Origin of the sequence: Variovorax sp. PMC12 (assembly GCF_003019815.1) — a bacterium.
Taxonomy (GTDB): Bacteria; Pseudomonadota; Gammaproteobacteria; order Burkholderiales; family Burkholderiaceae_C; genus Variovorax.
The window spans coordinates 4,385,694-4,403,088 of the sequence record NZ_CP027773.1; the positions used below are offsets into that span (position 1 = coordinate 4,385,694).

At 69.7% G+C, this 17,395-nt stretch carries 15 protein-coding genes; 10 read left to right on the forward strand and 5 right to left on the reverse strand.

Translation table 11 applies throughout. The features are described 5' to 3' along the window. Positions 1 to 3: 3 nt before the first annotated feature. From C4F17_RS20290 to queA, 3 genes are all read right to left on the reverse strand, one after another. Complete coding sequence (locus tag C4F17_RS20290; protein WP_081267409.1) at positions 4 to 786, reverse strand: SDR family NAD(P)-dependent oxidoreductase; 783 nt, start codon at positions 784 to 786, stop codon at positions 4 to 6. A 334-nt stretch (positions 787 to 1,120) separates the two neighbouring features. Next, positions 1,121 to 2,293 (reverse strand): tRNA guanosine(34) transglycosylase Tgt, encoded by a 1,173-nt coding sequence (tgt, locus tag C4F17_RS20300; RefSeq protein ID WP_081267535.1) that lies wholly within the window; start codon positions 2,291 to 2,293, stop codon positions 1,121 to 1,123. Positions 2,294 to 2,303: 10 nt separating this feature from the next. After that, on the reverse strand, positions 2,304 to 3,347 hold the full coding sequence (gene queA / locus C4F17_RS20305) for a tRNA preQ1(34) S-adenosylmethionine ribosyltransferase-isomerase QueA (protein WP_106936470.1): 1,044 nt from the start codon (positions 3,345 to 3,347) through the stop codon (positions 2,304 to 2,306). 147 nt (positions 3,348 to 3,494) lie between these two features. On the opposite strand from queA, the gene C4F17_RS20310 reads away from it, so the two are divergent. From C4F17_RS20310 to recG, 3 genes are read left to right on the forward strand one after another with little or no spacing between them, the layout of a single operon-like run. Beyond that, on the forward strand, positions 3,495 to 4,169 hold the full coding sequence (locus tag C4F17_RS20310; protein ID WP_081267411.1) for a DUF4166 domain-containing protein: 675 nt from the start codon (positions 3,495 to 3,497) through the stop codon (positions 4,167 to 4,169). After that, a complete protein-coding gene (locus tag C4F17_RS20315; RefSeq protein ID WP_106936471.1) occupies positions 4,166 to 5,662 on the forward strand; it encodes a TIGR01777 family oxidoreductase in 1,497 nt (498 codons plus the stop codon). Before C4F17_RS20310 ends, C4F17_RS20315 begins: the two co-directional genes overlap by 4 nt. 11 nt (positions 5,663 to 5,673) lie before the next feature. Beyond that, on the forward strand, positions 5,674 to 7,797 hold the full coding sequence (gene recG / locus C4F17_RS20320) for an ATP-dependent DNA helicase RecG (protein ID WP_106937625.1): 2,124 nt from the start codon (positions 5,674 to 5,676) through the stop codon (positions 7,795 to 7,797). Between the two features lie 6 nt (positions 7,798 to 7,803). On the opposite strand, the gene C4F17_RS20325 is transcribed toward recG, so the two are convergent. Both C4F17_RS20325 and C4F17_RS20330 read right to left on the reverse strand, forming a co-directional pair. Further along, positions 7,804 to 8,436, reverse strand: a complete 633-nt coding sequence (locus C4F17_RS20325) for a LysE family translocator (RefSeq protein ID WP_081267414.1) — start codon at positions 8,434 to 8,436, stop codon at positions 7,804 to 7,806. A 95-nt stretch (positions 8,437 to 8,531) separates the two neighbouring features. Next, the gene (locus tag C4F17_RS20330; protein WP_081267415.1) at positions 8,532 to 9,236 is read right to left on the reverse strand and encodes a GntR family transcriptional regulator; all 705 of its coding nucleotides are present in this window, start codon (positions 9,234 to 9,236) and stop codon (positions 8,532 to 8,534) included. A 271-nt stretch (positions 9,237 to 9,507) separates the two neighbouring features. Here C4F17_RS20330 and C4F17_RS20335 point away from each other — a divergent pair, with 271 nt between their 5' ends. The 7 genes from C4F17_RS20335 (at position 9,508) to C4F17_RS20365 (ending at position 17,333) form a co-directional block, all read left to right on the forward strand. After that, positions 9,508 to 10,245: a DUF969 domain-containing protein gene (locus C4F17_RS20335; protein ID WP_081267416.1), complete on the forward strand. Its 738-nt coding sequence runs from the start codon at positions 9,508 to 9,510 to the stop codon at positions 10,243 to 10,245. Positions 10,246 to 10,247: 2 nt separating this feature from the next. Next, complete coding sequence (locus C4F17_RS20340) at positions 10,248 to 11,204, forward strand: DUF979 domain-containing protein (protein ID WP_081267417.1); 957 nt, start codon at positions 10,248 to 10,250, stop codon at positions 11,202 to 11,204. 9 nt (positions 11,205 to 11,213) lie between these two features. Beyond that, positions 11,214 to 11,894 (forward strand): pyroglutamyl-peptidase I, encoded by a 681-nt coding sequence (gene pcp, locus C4F17_RS20345; RefSeq protein WP_081267418.1) that lies wholly within the window; start codon positions 11,214 to 11,216, stop codon positions 11,892 to 11,894. Between the two features lie 50 nt (positions 11,895 to 11,944). Next, the gene (locus C4F17_RS20350; RefSeq protein ID WP_106936472.1) at positions 11,945 to 12,718 is read left to right on the forward strand and encodes a LamB/YcsF family protein; all 774 of its coding nucleotides are present in this window, start codon (positions 11,945 to 11,947) and stop codon (positions 12,716 to 12,718) included. Positions 12,719 to 12,720: 2 nt separating this feature from the next. Then, positions 12,721 to 14,307 carry an urea amidolyase family protein gene (locus tag C4F17_RS20355; protein WP_106937626.1) on the forward strand — a complete coding sequence of 529 codons (1,587 nt, stop codon included), beginning with the start codon at positions 12,721 to 12,723 and terminating at the stop codon, positions 14,305 to 14,307. A gap of 14 nt (positions 14,308 to 14,321) precedes the next feature. Further along, positions 14,322 to 16,055, forward strand: coding sequence for an acetyl/propionyl/methylcrotonyl-CoA carboxylase subunit alpha (locus tag C4F17_RS20360; protein WP_106936473.1), 1,734 nt, complete (start codon positions 14,322 to 14,324; stop codon positions 16,053 to 16,055). A 312-nt stretch (positions 16,056 to 16,367) separates the two neighbouring features. Continuing rightward, positions 16,368 to 17,333, forward strand: coding sequence for a LysR substrate-binding domain-containing protein (locus C4F17_RS20365; protein WP_081267421.1), 966 nt, complete (start codon positions 16,368 to 16,370; stop codon positions 17,331 to 17,333). The last annotated feature ends 62 nt before the right edge of the window (positions 17,334 to 17,395 follow it).

The following is a 17,395-nucleotide window of genomic DNA, read 5'->3' on the forward strand; positions in this document are numbered from 1 at the left end:
ATTTCAGGTCCAGCCGGCGTCCACCACGTAATCTTGCGCGGTGCACATGCGCGAATCGTCGGCTGCCAGGAACAGCGCCATCGCCGCGATGTCCTCGGCCATCACGCGGCCCGGCAGGCACTGCGCCGCATCGATCTCCGCGCCCGATTCGGGCTTGACCCACAGCTTGATCTGCCGCTCGGTCATCACCCAGCCCGGCACGATCGAATTGACGCGGATGTTCTGCTTGCCCAGGTCGCGCGCCAGCGAACGCGTGAGGCCGCGCGCCGCCGCCTTGCAGGCCTGGTACACCGGATAGCCCTTGCCCTTGATCATCCAGCTGATGGAGCCGAAGTTGATGATCGAGCCGCCGCCCAGCGCGCGCATGTCGTCGGCAACCGCCTGCGCGGCGAAGAACTGGTGCTTGAAGTTGACGGCCACGAGGCGGTCGAAGTCGTCGCTGGTCACGTCGGCCATCTCGTGGCGGCGGTCGTTGGCGGCGTTGTTCAGCAGCACGGAAATTGGCCCGAAGCGCTGGCGCACCGCGTCGATGGCGGCGGCGAGCGCGGCGGTGTCGGTCACGTCGCAGGGCAAGAACAGCGCCGGATGCTCGCCCTGCAGTTGCGCCGCGAGCGCGCTGCCGGCAGCGGTGTCGAGGTCGCAGAAGCCGACCTTCGCGCCTTGCGCATGAAAGGCCCGCACCAGCGATTCGCCGATGCCGCTGGCGCCGCCGGAGATGAACACGGTGCGCCCGGCCAGCGAGGGGTAGCGGGCGGTGTAGGGCGAAAGTTGTGATGCGTCGGTCATGTGAATGCGGCAACAGCGATGGGGACGGACGGCAAGCGTAGCGGATAGCGGCCGGCCGGTGTATGGCTTCCGGCAAATGGGCGGCGCATCCGGGCGTGGCTACGCTCGCTCTCATGAACACGAAGACGCTGCCCCGCCGTCGAGAGGCTGGCCGCCCAGCTCGCGGCCAAGGGCCAGCTCACGCTGTGGCAGTACGCCTCCCACAAGGACGCGAGCGGTGCGCTGGTGCAGGCGCCGCTCAGGCAGATCGTCGTCTTCAGGAACGAGGCCTTGCGCATCGAGCCCTACGCCACGCCGCTGCCCATACAGCCGCTGAAGTAGCGGCCGCTCTTCTTCAGACGCCTCTTGCGCGCTCCGACTTGAAGCGCGCGCGAAACTCCGTGAACGTGCCCGCGTCCAGCGACTCGCGGATCTCGCTCATCAGGTTCAGGTAGTAGTGCAGGTTGTGGATGGTCGTGAGCATCGGCCCGAGCATCTCGCCGCAGCGGTCGAGGTGATGCAGGTAGGCGCGGCTGAAGCCTTCGCGCCCGCCGTCGTTCCAGCTCACGCCGGAGGTGCCCGCGCAGGCGTGGCAGGTGCAGCTGGGGTCGATGGGCTGCGGATCGCTCTTGTGGCGCGCGTTGCGCATCTTCAGGTCGCCGAAGCGTGTGAAGAGCGTGCCGTTGCGCGCATTGCGCGTGGGCATCACGCAGTCGAACATGTCGACGCCGTCGGCCACGCCCTGCACCAGGTCTTCCGGCGTGCCCACGCCCATCAGGTAGCGCGGCTTGTTCGCGGGCAGCCGGTGCGGCGTGTGGCCCATGATGTGCAGCATTTCTTCCTTGGGCTCGCCCACGCTCACGCCGCCGATGGCGTAGCCGGGGAAGTCCATGTCCACCAGCGCGGCCAGCGACTCTTCGCGCAGGTTCTCGAACATGCCGCCCTGCACGATGCCGAAGAGCGCGTTCGGGTTCTCCAGCCGGTTGAACTCCGCCTGGCAGCGCTTGGCCCAGCGCAGGCTCAGTTCCATCGAGATGCGCGCCTCGGCCTCGGTCGTGATGTGGCCCTTGGTGTCGTAGGGCGTGCACTCGTCGAACTGCATCACGATGTCGCTGTTGAGGATGGTCTGGATCTGCATCGAGACCTCGGGCGTGAGGAACAGCTTGTCGCCGTTGACGGGCGACGCGAACTTCACGCCCTCTTCGCTGATCTTGCGCATTGCGCCCAGCGACCACACCTGGAAGCCGCCCGAGTCGGTGAGGATGGGCTTGTTCCACTTCTCGAAGCCGTGCAGCCCACCAAAGCTGGCCATCACGTCGAGGCCGGGGCGCATCCACAGGTGGAAGGTGTTGCCCAGGATGATCTGCGCGCCCATTTCCTCCAGGCTGCGCGGCATCACGCCCTTGACCGTGCCGTAGGTGCCCACGGGCATGAAGATCGGCGTCTGCACCTTGCCGTGGTTGAGCGTGAGCGTGGCGCGGCGCGCGTGGCTGTCGGGGTCGGTCTTGAGGAGTTCGAAGTTCAGCATGGTGGTCGTCTCAGTCTTGTTGCCGCTCCAGCAGCATGGCGTCGCCATAGCTGAAGAAGCGGTAGCGCTCGGCAATGGCGTGGGCATACAGCCCCATCACCCGCTCGTAGCCCGCGAAGGCCGAGACCAGCATCATCAGCGTGCTCTTGGGCAGATGGAAGTTGGTCACCAGCAGGTCGACGTGCGCGAAGGCGAAGCCCGGGGTGATGAAGATGCGCGTGTCGCCCGATGCCTCGCCGCTCTTGGCCCACGACTCGAGCGTGCGCACGGTGGTCGTGCCCACGGCCACGATGCGGCCGCCGCGCGCCTTGCATTCGGCAATGGCGCGCTGCGTGGCCTCGGGCACCTCGTAGCGCTCGGCGTGCATGGTGTGCTCGGCGATGTTCTCGGTCTTCACCGGCTGGAAGGTGCCGGCGCCCACGTGCAGGGTGACGTTGGCGCGCTGCACGCCGCGCGCTTCGAGCTCGGCCAGCAGGCCTTCGTCGAAATGCAGCGCGGCGGTGGGTGCCGCCACCGCGCCGGGCACGCGCGCGAACACGGTCTGGTAGCGGCTCTCGTCCTCGGCCGAATCGGTGTGGGTGATGTAGGGCGGCAGCGGCACGTGGCCGCAGCGCTCCATGAGCATGTAGGGGTTCTCGCCGGTGTCGCTCTCGAAGGCGAAGCGGAACAGCGCGCCGTCTTCGTCGGGCCAGCGGCCCAGCAGCGTGGCGCGGAAGCCGCCGACCATGTCGAGCGTGGTGCCCACCGGCGGCTTCTTGCTGACCTTCATGTGCGCGACCACCTCTTGGCCCTGCAGCACGCGCTCGACCAGCAGTTCGAGCTTGCCGCCGGTCGGCTTCTCGCCGAACAGGCGCGCCTTGACCACGCGCGTGTCGTTGAAGACCAGCAGGTCGCCCGCGCGCAGCAGCGAGGGCAGGTTCCTGAAGATGCGGTCGACCGGCGCGGGCCCCGTGCCGTCGAGCAGGCGGGAGGAGGTGCGTTCGGTGGCCGGGTGTTGCGCCACCAGCTCGGGTGGCAGTGCGAAATCGAAATCGGAAAGCGTGAAGGCGCGCATGTTGCTTGAGGGCCGGACGGGCCCGTTCCAAGGAGGCATGGGAAAAGACAAGAGAAAGCCGGGAGGCGGGCGGAATTGTCCCATGCCCGGAAAACGGGGCGTCGAGGCGGGGCTATCGGCGGCGTTTTGCCAAGGCAGAATCGGCGCATGCCTGATTCACTTGCCGCGCGCGCCGCACCCCAGCCCGGGCCTTCCGAAGGCGAGCTCTTCAAGAAGATCCTGGGGAGCAAGTGGCAGGGCCTGCACCCCGACATCCGACGTCGCTTCGACAAGAACCCGTTGCCGGGCAGGGCGCTGCATTACCTCGGTGCGCTCAGCGAGCTGCGCTGCTCGCGCTTCGGCAAGCTGCTGGGGCACCTGACGCAGCCGATGATCCAGGGCGCGCTCATTCCGTACAGCGACGCCAATTTTCCGGTGGAGATACAGGTCTATGCCAAGCCCGAAGACCCGGCCATCTACAAGCAGCGCATCTACCGCCTGCATGGCCGCAAGCCGATCCAGTTCACCAGCTTCATGCGCGAGAGCGAGCGCGGCGAGGTGCTGGAGTACGTGGGCATGGGCCTGGGCATGAAGCTGGTGCTGAGCGTCGAAGAAAACGGCAGCCTGCATTTCCAGAGCGACGGCTACTTCTGGGACGTGCTGGGCTGGCGCATTCCGCTGCCCGGCGTGTTCACGCCCGGCAAGACTTTCCTGTGGCACCACAACGAGACGCCGGAGCGCTTCAACATCCGCATCGAGATCCGCCACTGGCTGATGGGCACCACCTTCACCCAGGTCGGCGTGTTCGAGGAAGTGACTGAACCCAAGGCGGTGACCGCATGACGATCGACACACACCTGCTGGCGCTGCAGCTCATGGCCGCACAGGGGCTGATGGGCGCATTCGACACGCTCTATCACCACGAAGGCACCGAGGCGCTGGCGCAGCGCAACACCGCGCGGCGCGAGCTGTCCATCCACGCGGTGCGCTCGTCGATCTACTGCGCCATGTTCATCGGGCTGTCGTCGTGGGCCTGGCACGGCGTGTGGGCCTGGGTGCTGCTCGCGGTGTTCGGCGTCGAGATCGTGCTCACGCTGTGGGACTTCGTGGTGGAAGACGGCAGCCGCCTGCTGCCGCCCACCGAGCGCGTCACGCACACGGTGCTGGCCATCAATGCCGGCGCGTTCATCGCGCTGCTGGCCATGAACGCGGTCGACTGGGCGGCGCAGCCCACGGCGCTGGTGTGGCAGTCGCAAGGCTGGCTCGGCGCGTTCCTCGCGCTGTGCGGCGTGGGCGTGGGCATCTCGGGGCTGCGCGACGGACTGGCGGCGCGCGCGCTGTTCCGCCGCACCGCGCAGGAAGAACAGCGCGCGGCCGATGCGCCGGTGCGTTTCGGCAGCAAGCCGCAGCGCGTGCTGGTGACTGGCGGCACTGGCTTCATCGGCCAGATCCTGGTGCGCCACCTGCTGGCCGACGGCCATGCGGTGACGGTGTGGACGCGCGATGCGCGCTCGGCGGCCTGGGGCTTCGGCGGCGCGGTGCGCTGCGTGCAGGCGCTCGAGCAGATCCCGGCGACGGACGATGTCGACGTGGTCATCAACCTGGCGGGCGCGCGCATCCTGGGCCAGCGCTGGAGCGAGCGGCGCCAGCGCCAGCTGATGCAAAGCCGCGCGGGCCTCACGAACACGCTGGTCGCGTGGATCGCCACGCGTGCGCGCAAGCCATGGCTGCTGCTGTCGGGCTCGGCCATCGGCTACTACGGCGTGCAGCCGCAGGGCGACACCGCCGAGCTGGCCGAAGACGCACCGCCGCAGGACATCTTCATGTCGGCGCTGTGCCAGGCCTGGGAGCAGGCCGCGCGGGGCGCGGTCGCGCACGGCGTGCACGTGGCCTGCATGCGCTTCGGCTTCGTGCTGGGCCACCAGGGCTCGCTGCCGCAGCTGCTGCTGCCGGTGGCGCTCGGCATGGGCGGCCGGCTGGGCAGCGGGCGGCAGTGGCTGTCGTGGGTGCATGTGCATGACGTGATCCGCGCGATGGCCCATGTGTGGAGCCTGGCCGAGCAGGCCGGCGGCAATGCGGCGGCAGCGCAGGCTTTCAACTTCACCGCGCCCGGTGCGCTCTCGCAGGAGGAATTCACCCGCGTGGCGGCCGGCGTGATGCACCGCCCCTTCTGGATGCCGACACCCGCCGCGCCGGTCAGGCTGCTGCTGGGCGAGCAGGCCGACCTGCTGCTCGAAGGGCAGCGCGTGGTGCCCGCGCACCTGCTGCAGACCGGGTTCCGCTTCGCGTTTCCCGATGCGCGCAGCGCCTTGACGGACCTTTGCCGCCCGCGCTAGAAGCTTCGCCCGTGCCGCCCAAGAAACAAGCTCCCCCGCCCACCGCCGACGCAGCCGCGGCACCGCCGCAGCCGCCCGGTGCCGGCCTGAGCCAGGTGCAGCGCGCGCTGCGCAAGCTCGGGCTGGTGCGCGACATCGACTTCGCGCTCTACCTGCCGATGCGCTACGAGGACGAGACCCGCATCGTGCGCCTGGTGGACACGCGCGACGGCGACATGGCGCAGGTCGAGGGCGTGGTCACCGAATGCGAGGTGGTGTACCGCCCGCGCCGGCAGCTCATCGCCACCATCGACGACGGCAGCGACACCTGCCAGCTGCGCTTCTTCAATTTCTATCCGTCGCAGCAGAAGCAGCTCGCGGTCGGCGCGCGGGTGCGCGTGCGCGGCGAGATGCGCGGCGGCTTCGTGGGGCGGCAGATCATGCATCCCACGGTGAAGGCGGCCGGCACCGCGCTGCCCAACGCGCTGACGCCCATCTACTCGACCGTGGCGGGGCTGCCGCAGCCGGTGCTGCGGCGCGAAGTGCGCTCGGGCCTGGCGCGGGCCGTGCTCGACGAGACCATTCCGGTGCAGATCGGCTTCCGCGGCGCCTGGGACCTGCGCGCCTCGCTGAGCTTCCTGCACTACCCGACGCCCGACGTGGCCATGGCCACGCTCGAAGACCACAGCCACCCGGCATGGCAGCGCATCAAGGCCGAGGAACTGCTGGCGCAGCAGCTGTCGCAATTGCAGGCACGGCTGGAGCGTGCCGCGCAGCGCGCGCCGGTGCTGCCCGCGCCGGCCGAGCCTGCGCCTGCCTCGCTGCATGCGCAGTTGCTCGCGGTGCTGCCCTTCGGCCTGACCGGCGCGCAGCAGCGGGTGGGCGAGGAGATCACGCGCGACCTCCGCCGCGAGATTCCCATGCACCGGCTGCTGCAGGGCGACGTGGGCTCGGGCAAGACGGTGGTGGCCGCGCTGGCGGCGGCACGCGCCATCGATGCGGGCTTCCAGTGCGCGCTGATGGCGCCGACCGAAATCCTCGCGGCGCAGCACTTCGGCAAGCTGGTCGGCTGGCTCGATCCGCTGCTGGCCGAACGCGGCCTGCGCGTGGCGTGGCTCACGGGCAGCCAGAAGAAGAAAGAGCGCGACGCGATGTCGGCGGCGGTGGAGAGCGGCGAGGCCGCGCTGGTCATCGGCACGCATGCCGTCATCTCGGAGAAGGTGCGCTTCAAGAACCTCGCGCTGGCCATCATCGACGAGCAGCACCGCTTCGGCGTGGCGCAGCGCCTGGCCTTGCGCGGCAAGGCCGAAGGGCACCTCGAGCCACATCTGCTGATGATGAGCGCCACGCCCATCCCGCGCACGCTGGCGATGAGCTACTACGCCGACCTGGACGTGTCCACGCTCGACGAGCTGCCGCCGGGCCGCACGCCCATCGTCACCAAGCTGGTGGCCGACCACCGGCGCGACGAGGTCATCGACCGCATCCATGCGCAGATCGCGCAGGGGCGGCAGGTGTACTGGGTGTGCCCGCTGATCGAGGAGAGCGAGGCGGTCGACCTGCGCAACGCCACCGAAACCCGCGACGAGCTGGCCGGCACGCTGGGCGAGCCGATCCAGGTCGGCCTGCTGCATTCGCGCATGCCCACGGCCGAGAAGCAGGCGGTGATGGCGGCGTTCACCGCCAACGAGATCCAGGTGCTGGTGAGCACCACGGTGATCGAAGTGGGCGTGGACGTGCCCAATGCCTCGCTGATGGTGATCGAGCATGCCGAGCGTTTCGGCCTCTCGCAGCTGCACCAGCTGCGCGGCCGGGTGGGGCGCGGCGCGGCGGCCTCGGCCTGCGTGCTGCTCTATGCGCCCGGCGACAGCGGCCGTGTGGGCGAGGCCGCGCGCGCCCGGCTCAAGGCCATGGCCGAGACCGGCGACGGCTTCGAGATCGCGCGGCGCGACCTCGAGATTCGCGGGCCCGGCGAGTTCCTGGGCGCGCGGCAGTCGGGCGCGCCGCTGCTGCGCTTTGCCGACCTGACGACCGACACGCTGCTGCTCGACTGGGCGCGCGAACTGGCGCCCGTGATGCTGCAGAAGCACCCCGACCTTGCGCAGCGCCACATCGACCGCTGGCTCGGCACCAAGGCCGAGTACCTCAAAGCCTGAGAGAACTCAGGTCGTCGGCCGGCGCGTGAAGGCGAGGATCAGCCCGAAGCCGACCATCATGCTGCCGCTGATGCGGTTGAACCAGCGCATCGCGCGGCTGCCGTTGGCCATGCGGCGCATGCGCGCGCCGAGCAGCGCGTAGAGCGCGATCGCGACCAGCTCGAACACCAGGAAGGTCGCGCCCAGAAGCAGGTAGCTGCTGGCATAGGCTTCCGGCGCCACGAACTGCGGAAAGAAGGCGGTGAACACCAGGATGGCCTTCGGGTTGCCGGCCGCCACGGTGAATTCCTGCCGCGCCAGCGCGCGCATGGACGGCGGCGCGGAGGCGTCGCGCGAACCCACGTCGGCCGTGGGCGCCGGGGCGCGCAGCAGGCGGATGCCGATCCAAACGAGGTACGCCGCGCCGATGTACTTGATGACGTGGAAGGCCGGCTCCGACGCCACCAGCACCGCGCCCATGCCCAGGCCCGCGACGGCGATCATGATCGCGAAGGCCACCAGCCGTCCGCTGGCCGCGATGACGGCCGGCGACACGCCGTGCTTGGCGCCGTTGGTCACGGACAGCAGGTTGTTGGGGCCGAACGCCATGTTGATGGCGAAGCAGGCGGGCAGGAACAGCAGGTAGGCAGACAGTGTCATGGCGCGTCTCCGTCGGCGTTGCGTGGCGGGACCGCCATTATTTCAGCTCGCCGAGGAATGCCGCGACACCGGGGCGGCCCTTCCCGGAGCCCCGCCTAGCTGTCGACGCCGCCCTCGGGCATCTGCCGCGCATAAACCGCGAGCACGATGCGCTCGGAGTGGATCAGGTAGTCGTTCAGCGCCGCCGAGCCCTCGGCGAACTTGCCGGCCTCGATGAGTTCGAGCAGCTTGGTGTTCATGTCCACGTAGGGTGCGTGCAGGAACTCCGGGTCTTTCAGCAGTCCGAAGGCCAGCCGCAGCTCGACCAGGATGTGCGCGAACAGCACGTTCAGCCGCTCGCTGTCGGCCAGCTCCACGATGCCCTTGTGGAACTCCATGTTCGCCGTGCCCACGCCCAGCCAGTCGCCGGCCTCGCGGCACTTCAGCGCCAGTTCCACCGCCTCGCGCATGTGCTTCTTGGCCGGGTGGCGGGGGTAGGCCTGTGCCAGCGCCTGGCATTCGATGAGGCGGCGCACACGGTAGATGTCGATGATCGACGCGATGCTGGGCACGGCCACGAACACGCCGCGGTTCGGCGCGTGCTTGAGCAGGCCTTCCTTGGTCAGCGTGCGGAACACCTCGCGCAGGGTGTTGCGCGAAATCTCGAAGCTGTCGGCCAGCGTGGCCTCCGACAGCCGCTGCCCGGGCGAGAACTCGCCCTTCACGATCTTCTGGCGGATGAGCTCCGCCACCCGGTCGTTGAGCGTCTGCGTGCCCGCGGCCGGCGAGGCGGGCGGTGTGGGGGAAACCTGTCGATTCATGCCGGGAGGTAGGTGGAGGGGGCGTCGGTGCCGCGCGTTTGTAGCAGATTTCCGCCGGCCGCCCGTGCACCAGATCGCACCGCGATCAGGGTTTCCATGGGGTCATCCAGGCACCTTTGTTGGGCACACTCGCATTGATTGTTCAACAATCTTAAGAAAATGAGTGGTTCAGGTAGTTTGAATTGCTCATTCATTGGCACGGCGCTTGCGTAGACCGACGTGCCGGCGCACATGCGCCAGGCGGCTGTGAACTCCAACACGAAAGACCCACATGACTCCTGACATCCCTCTCTGGCCGCTGATTGGCGTGGCCGTCATCATTGCGGGGTTCATCCTGCGCTTCAATCCGATGCTGGTGGTGATCGTCACGGCCATCGTGACGGCCGCCGCCGCGGGCTTCGGCCCCATGGCCATCCTCACGGCCATCGGCACCGGCTTCATCAAGACCCGCAACCTGCCGCTGATCATTCTTCTGCCGCTGGCGGTGATCGGGCTGCTGGAGCGCCACGGCCTGCGCCAGCATGCGCAGAACTGGATCGGGCGCATCAAGTCGGCCACCGCCGGGCGCCTGCTCATCGTCTACCTCGCCGCGCGCGAACTCACGGCGGCCATCGGCCTCACCAGCCTGGGCGGCCATCCGCAGATGGTTCGCCCGCTGCTCGCGCCCATGGCCGAAGGCGCCACCGAAACCCGCTACGGCAAGCTGCCGGAGCGCCTGCGCCACAAGCTGCGCGCCTATGCCGCGGCCACCGACAACGTGGGCCTGTTCTTCGGCGAAGACATCTTCGTGGCCTTCGGCGCCATCGTGCTGATGACCACCTTCCTGCATGAAGCGGGCATCGACGTCGAGCCGCTGCACATCGCGATGTGGGGCATTCCCACCGCGATTGCCGCGTTCGTCATCCATTCGTGGCGCCTGCGCCGCCTCGACCAGGCCATCGCCCGAGAGATGGAAGGCACACCGGGCACCGACGCCCCGGCCGTTCCCGCCACGCAAGAGGGCCGCTGATCATGATTCTCTCGATCCAGCATCTCTACATCCTGGTCGGCCTGATCCTCGCGATCACGGCCATCATGACGCTGACCGACCGCCAGCACCCCAAGCGCTACACCAGCGGCCTGTTCTGGGCGCTCTATTCGCTGGTGTTCCTGGTGGGCGACAAGCTGCCGCCCGCGTGGGTGGGCGTGGGCGCCGTGGCCATGGCCGTCATTGCCGGCATGCGCGGCGTCGGCGCGGGCAAGCACCGCGAGCCCTCGCCCGAGCAGTACCAGGCCAGCGCCGCGCGCCTGGGCAACAAGCTCTTCATGCCGGCACTGGCGATTCCGCTGGTCACCGTGATCGGCACCGTGCTGATGAGCAAGGTCAAGATCGGCGACGCCTTCCTGCTCGACCCCAAGAACACCACGCTGGTGAGCCTGGGCGTGGGCTGCGTGGTGGCGCTGGCGCTGGCCTGCTGGCTGACGCGCGAGACGCCGGTGCAGGGCCTGCGCGAGTCGCGCCGCCTGACCGACGCGCTGGGCTGGGCCGTGGTGCTGCCGCAGATGCTGGGCATGCTGGGCCTGGTGTTCTCCGACGCCGGCGTGGGCAAGGCGGTGGCGTACATCACCACCAGCTACATCAACATGGACATCCGCTTCGTCGCGGTGGTGGTGTACGTGCTGGGCATGGCGCTGTTCACCATCATCATGGGCAACGGCTTCGCGGCCTTCCCGGTGATGACGGGCGGCGTCGGGGTGCCGGTGCTGGTGGGCGTGTACCACGGCGACCCGGCGGTGATGGCGGCCATCGGCATGTTCTCGGGCTACTGCGGGACACTGATGACGCCGATGGCGGCCAACTTCAACATCGTGCCGGCGGCGCTGCTGGAACTGCCGGACAAGAACGCGGTCATCAAGGTGCAGGTGCCCACGGCGGCCGCGCTGCTGGTGGTCAACATCTTCCTGCTGTACTTCCTGATGTTCCGCTGAGGCCCTGCAATGAAGAAGACGACCGGTACCGCCGCGCCCCGCGTGCTGCTCGCGGGCTTCGAGCCCTTCGAGAACGACCCCGTCAACCCCGCGTGGGAAATCGCGCGGTCCCTCGACGGCTGGACCTGCGAAGGCGCCGCGGTGCAGGCGGTAAAGCTGCCCTGCGTGTTCGGCCGTGCCATCGACCGGCTCGATGAGGCGCTGCTGGCCGGCACGGCGCCCGTGCTGGTGCTGTGCATCGGCGCGGCGGGCGGGCGCACCGAGATATCGCTGGAGCGAGCCGCGCTGAACGTCGACGACGCGCGCATCCCCGACAACGCCGGCTACCAGCCCATCGACATTCCGGTGGTCGAGGGCGGGCCGGCGGCCTACTTCAGCACGCTGCCCATCAAGGCCATGGTGCGCGACATGCGCGCGGCCGGCCTGCCGGCGGCGGTGTCCAACAGCGCGGGCACCTTCGTCTGCAACCACATCTTCTACGCGCTGATGCACCGCATCGCGACGCAGCCCGCGCTCGCGCGCACGCGCGGCGGCTTCGTGCACGTGCCTTACCTGCCCGAGCAGGCGGCTTCCAAACCCGGTTTCGCCAGCATGGCGCTCGCGACGCAGGTCGAGGCCTTCCGCGTGGCGATCCGCACCGCATTGACCGTGCGTGACGACGTGCGCGAGACCGGCGGCCGCCTGCACTGACCCGATGACCCCTGTGGCGTGCGCCCGCCGCGCGCCGGAAAAGACGAACGATGAACATCGACTTGAACAGTGACCTCGGCGAAAGCCTGGGCGTGTGGCGCATGGGCGACGACGCCGCCATGCTGGATATCGTGAGCAGCGCCAACGTGGCCTGCGGCTTCCATGCGGGCGACCCGGCCGGCATCCTGCGCACGCTGCGCCAGGCCGCGCAGCGCGGCGTGGTGGTCGGCGCCCACGTGGCCTACCGCGACCTGGTGGGGTTCGGGCGCCGCAACATGGACGTGGAAAGCGCCGACCTGCGCGCCGACGTGATCTACCAGATCGGCGCCCTCAAGGGCCTGGCCGCCGCCGCCGGCACCACCGTGCGCTACGTGAAGCCGCACGGCGCGCTCTACAACACCATCGCCCACGACGAGCGCCAGGCGCGCGACGTGATCGCCGCCATCCGCGAGATCGACCCCGGCCTGTGCCTGGTGGCGCTGGCCGGCTCGCCGCTGCTGGGCTGGGCCGAGGCGCAGGGCCTGCGCGCCGTGGCCGAGGCCTTTGCCGACCGCGCCTACACGCCGCAGGGCACGCTGGTGTCGCGCCGCGAACCCGGTGCCGTGCTGCACGACGCGCAGGACGTGGCCGAGCGCATGCTGCGGCTCGCCGAGGAGGGCGTGGTGACGGCCATCGACGGCAGCACCGTGCGCATCCGTGCCGAGTCGGTCTGCGTGCACGGCGACAGTCCGGGCGCGGTCGGCATGGCGCGGCAGGTACGCGAGCGGCTGTCGCAAGCCGGCGTGACCATCGCTTCGTTCGTGGGCACGGGCACCGGCGCATGACCATGCGCTGCCTGTCGGTCAACCTGAATGCCGTGCTGGTCGAGCTCGACGACCTGCCGCAGACGCTCGCGCTGCTGGCCTCGCTGCGCGCCGAGCCCATCGACGGCATCGAGGAACTGGTGCCCGCCGCGCGCACGCTGCTCATCACCTTCCGGCCCGCCGCGCTGACGGCGGTGGAGCTTGCGCGCCAGCTGCGGCTGCGCAACCTCGATGCCCGCGAGACGCGCGCGGAAAAGCGCATCGAGATCCCCGTGCGCTACGACGGCGAGGACCTGGCCGAAGTGGCCGGCCTGCTCGGCGTTTCGCCCGAAGACGTGGTGCGCCGCCACACCGGCAGCGACTACACCGTGGCCTTCACCGGCTTCGCGCCGGGCTTCGCCTATCTGTCGGGCGGCCATCCGAGCCTGGACGTGCCGCGCCGCAAGGTGCCGCGCACCCGCATCCCGGCCGGCGCCGTGGGCCTGGCCGGCAGTTTCAGCGGCGTGTACCCGCAGGCCAGCCCCGGCGGCTGGCAGATCATCGGCGTGACCGACACGCCGATGTGGGACCTGTCGCGCGCAACGCCGGCGTTGCTCCAACCCGGCGACTCCGTGCGCTTCGTGGACGTCACTGCGTCGCCGGTGACGCCGCCCGTGCCCGCGAGCGAAGCGCCTTCCGCATTCGCGGCGGCCGCGCCCGGCGGCTGCGCGCTCGAGATCCGCGCCGCCGGCGTGCAGGCGCTGCTGCAGGACAGGGGCCGGCCCGGGCAGGCGCGCCAGGGCGTGTCGGTCTCCGGCGCGATGGACCAGCGCGCGCTGCAGGCGGCCAACCGGCTCGTCGGCAACGCCACCGACACAGCCTGCATCGAAGTGGCCTACGGCGGCTTCCAGCTCGTGTGCCGCGGCGAGGCGGTGCTGGCCGTCACCGGTGCCGACGGCCCCCTTACGCTGACCCGTGCCGACGGCGCCAGGTGGCCGCTGCCGCGCTACCAGCCCTTCGCTCTGGCCGACGGCGACATGCTCTCGCTGGGCGAGCCCGTCGCCGGCATCCGCAGCTACGTGGCGGTGCGCGGCGGCTTCGCGGTCGCGCCGGTGCTGGGCAGTTGCTCGAGCGACACGCTGGCCCGCATCGGCCCGCCCGCGCTGGCTGCCGGTGACGTGCTGCCTGTGCGTGCCGTGCATGTCGGCGCCGTCGTCGGCGCGCCCGAGACGCCGCCTGCCGACCTGCCCACCCTGCAGGAAGAAGTCGTGCTGGACATCGTGCCCGGCCCGCGCGCCGACTGGTTCACGCCCGAGGCCATCGCGCAGCTGTGCGGCCAGCCGTGGCAGGTCACGCCGCAGTCCAACCGCGTCGGGCTGCGCCTGGCCGGCGATCGGCCGATGGAGCGCGCCAACCTGTCCGAGCTGCCCAGCGAGGGCACCGCGCGCGGCTCCATCCAGGTGCCGCCCAGCGGCCAGCCCGTGCTGTTCCTGGCCGACCATCCGCTGACCGGCGGCTATCCCGTGATCGCCTCGGTCGCCACCCATCACCTGGACCGCGCGGGGCAGATTCCCGTGAACGCCCGCGTCCGCTTCCAACCCGTGGCCGGACTCGGCCCGGTCGAACACTGATCGAGAGTCTTCCGATGAAAAAAGTCCTGATCGCCAACCGAGGCGAAATCGCCGTGCGCATCGCGCGCGCCTGCGCCGACTACGGCGTGCAATCGGTCGCCGTGTACGCCGATGCCGACATCGACGCGCTGCATGTGCGCATGGCCGACGAAGCCTACGGCCTGGAGGGTGACCGCCCCGCCGATACCTACCTGCACATCGCCAAGCTGCTGGCCGTGGCGGCGCGCAGCGGCGCCGACGCGGTGCACCCGGGCTACGGCTTCCTGTCGGAGAGCGCCGCGTTCGCGCAGGCCGTCATCGACGCCGGGCTGACCTGGATCGGCCCGTCGCCCGCCGCCATCGCGCGGCTGGGCGACAAGGTGCAGGCGCGCAAGCTCGCCATGAAGGTCGGCGCGCCGCTGGTCGCGGGCACGGCCGACCCGGTGCAGAGCGCGGCCGAGGTGCTGGCCTTCGCCGAGAAGCACGGCCTGCCGGTGGCCATCAAGGCCGCGTTCGGCGGCGGCGGGCGCGGCATCAAGGTCGCGTGGCGCATGGACGAGGTCGAGGGCCTGTACGAATCGGCCGTGCGCGAGGCCGTCACCGCCTTCGGCCGCGGCGAGTGCTATGTCGAGCAGTTCCTCGACCGGCCGCGCCACGTCGAGGCGCAGGTGCTGGGCGACACGCACGGCAACGTCGTGGTGCTGGGCACGCGCGACTGCTCGCTGCAGCGGCGCAACCAGAAACTGGTGGAAGAAGCGCCCGCGCCCTTCCTGAGCGACGCGCAGCGCGAGCGCATCCACCAGTCGGCGCGCGACATCTGCGCCGAGGCCGGCTACACGGGTGCCGGCACGGTCGAGTTCATGCTCAGCGCGAGCGGCGCGATCTCGTTCCTCGAAGTCAACACGCGGCTGCAGGTCGAGCATCCGGTGACGGAAGAAACCACCGGCATCGACCTCGTGGTCGAGCAGCTGCGCATTGCCGACGGCCTGCCGCTGTCGGTCACCGAAACGCCGGCGCCGCGCGGCCACGCGTTCGAGTTCCGCATCAACGCCGAGGACGTCGGCCGCGGCTTCCTGCCGACGCCGGGCCCGGTGAAGGTGTTCGACGTGCCCTCGGGCCCGGGCGTGCGCATCGACACCGGCGTGGCGGCGGGATCGAGCGTGCCGGGCACCTTCGACTCGCTGATGGCCAAGCTGATCGTCACCGGCGCCACGCGCGAGCAGGCCGTCGCGCGGGCGCGCCGCGCGCTCGCCGAATTCCGCATCGAAGGCGTGGCCTCGGTGCTGCCGTTCCATCGTGCCGTGATGGCGCATCCGGATTTCGTGTCCGGCGATGCCTTCAAGGTCCACACGCGCTGGATCGAGACCGACTTCGCCAACGGCGAGACCGCCGCCGCGCGGCCCGAGCCGCGCCCCGACACCGTGCTGGTGCGCACTGCCATCGAGGTCGACGGCCGGCGCCTGTCGCTGGGCCTGCCGCCCGAGCTGCTGCGCGGGCTGTCGTCGGCCAATGCGGGGGGCGCCACCGCCGTGCCGGCCGAGCCCGCGGCGGTGCAGGACCCGGCCGCGGTGGCGGCGCCGGTGTCGGGCACGCTGCAGGGCTGGAAGGTCGCCGACGGCGACGAGGTTGCGCAGGGCGCCGTGATCGCCGTCATGGAGGCGATGAAGATGGAAATGCAGGTGCTCGCGCACCGCGCGGGACGCATCGCATTCGGCGTGGCGGCAGGCGGCTACGTGGCGGTGGGATCGGCGATCGCGACCATCGGCTGACGGGCCCCGCGACGCCCATGGCGGGCTGCCGCGTCTCTCTTATTTATTCTTCTTATTCAAGTTAGTAGTAGTAGATAAGGGTAAACCCCCGCTGTGGACAGCAGGGGTTTTCTCTTGGCTGACAACGACTTGCCGCACGCGCGTCACTGTGTACACGTACGTTTCGGGGGCGCCCCGCAAAAAGGACAACTCGCGGGCGAACGATGCCGCTGTGGACAAGTGGGGCCTTGTGCTGAAACTTTCCCCAGAGTTGTTCCGCCAAGGCCCCAGGCCCACCGGGTCACGGGCGCTTGCGCATAATTGACGCAAGCTATGACTCTCACCGAACTCAAATACATCGTCGCAGTAGCCCGCGAACGGCACTTCGGCAAGGCGGCCGAGGCCTGCTACGTCTCCCAGCCGACCCTCTCGGTCGCCATCAAGAAACTGGAGGACGAACTCGAGGTCAAGCTCTTCGAGCGCAGCGCCGGCGAGGTGACCGTCACCCCGCTGGGCGAGCAGATCGTTCAGCAGGCGCAGAGCGTGCTCGACCAGGCGGCCAGCATCAAGGAAATCGCCAAGCGCGGCAAAGACCCGCTGGCCGGCCCGCTGAACCTCGGCGTGATCTACACCATCGGGCCGTACCTGCTGCCCGACCTGGTCCGCCAGGTGATCCAGCGCACGCCGCAGATGCCGCTGGTGCTGCAGGAGAACTTCACCGTCAAGCTGCTCGAGATGCTGCGCGCCGGCGAGATCGACTGCGCCATCATGGCCGAGCCCTTTCCCGACACCGGCCTGGCGATGGCGCCGCTGTACGACGAGCCCTTCATGGCAGCCCTGCCCGCGAAGCACAAGTTCGCCGACCGCGAATCGATCACGTCCGAGGAACTGCAGAGCGAGACCATGCTGCTGCTGGGCACCGGCCACTGCTTTCGCGACCACGTGCTCGAGGTCTGCCCCGAGTTCGCGCGCTTCTCCAGCAATGCCGAAGGCATCCGCAAGAGCTTCGAGGGCTCGTCGCTGGAGACCATCAAGCACATGGTGGCCTCCGGCATGGGCGTGACGCTGGTGCCGCGGCTGTCGGTGCCGGCCGAGGCGCTCAAGCCGAGGGTCAAGGGCCGCAAGGAGGCCGAGCAGATGGTGCGCTACCTGCCGGTGCGCGACGCGCACGATCGCGATCCGCCCACGCGCCGCGTGGTGCTCGCTTGGCGGCGCACCTTCACGCGCTACGAGGCCATCGCGGCCCTGCGCAACGCGATCTACGCGTGCGAGCTGCCGGGCGTCAAGCGGCTGTCCTGAAGGCGGCAATTCGGGGAATCGGCCTACGCCAGGGCCGTTTTGAATCGTTGATCGCTGAGATA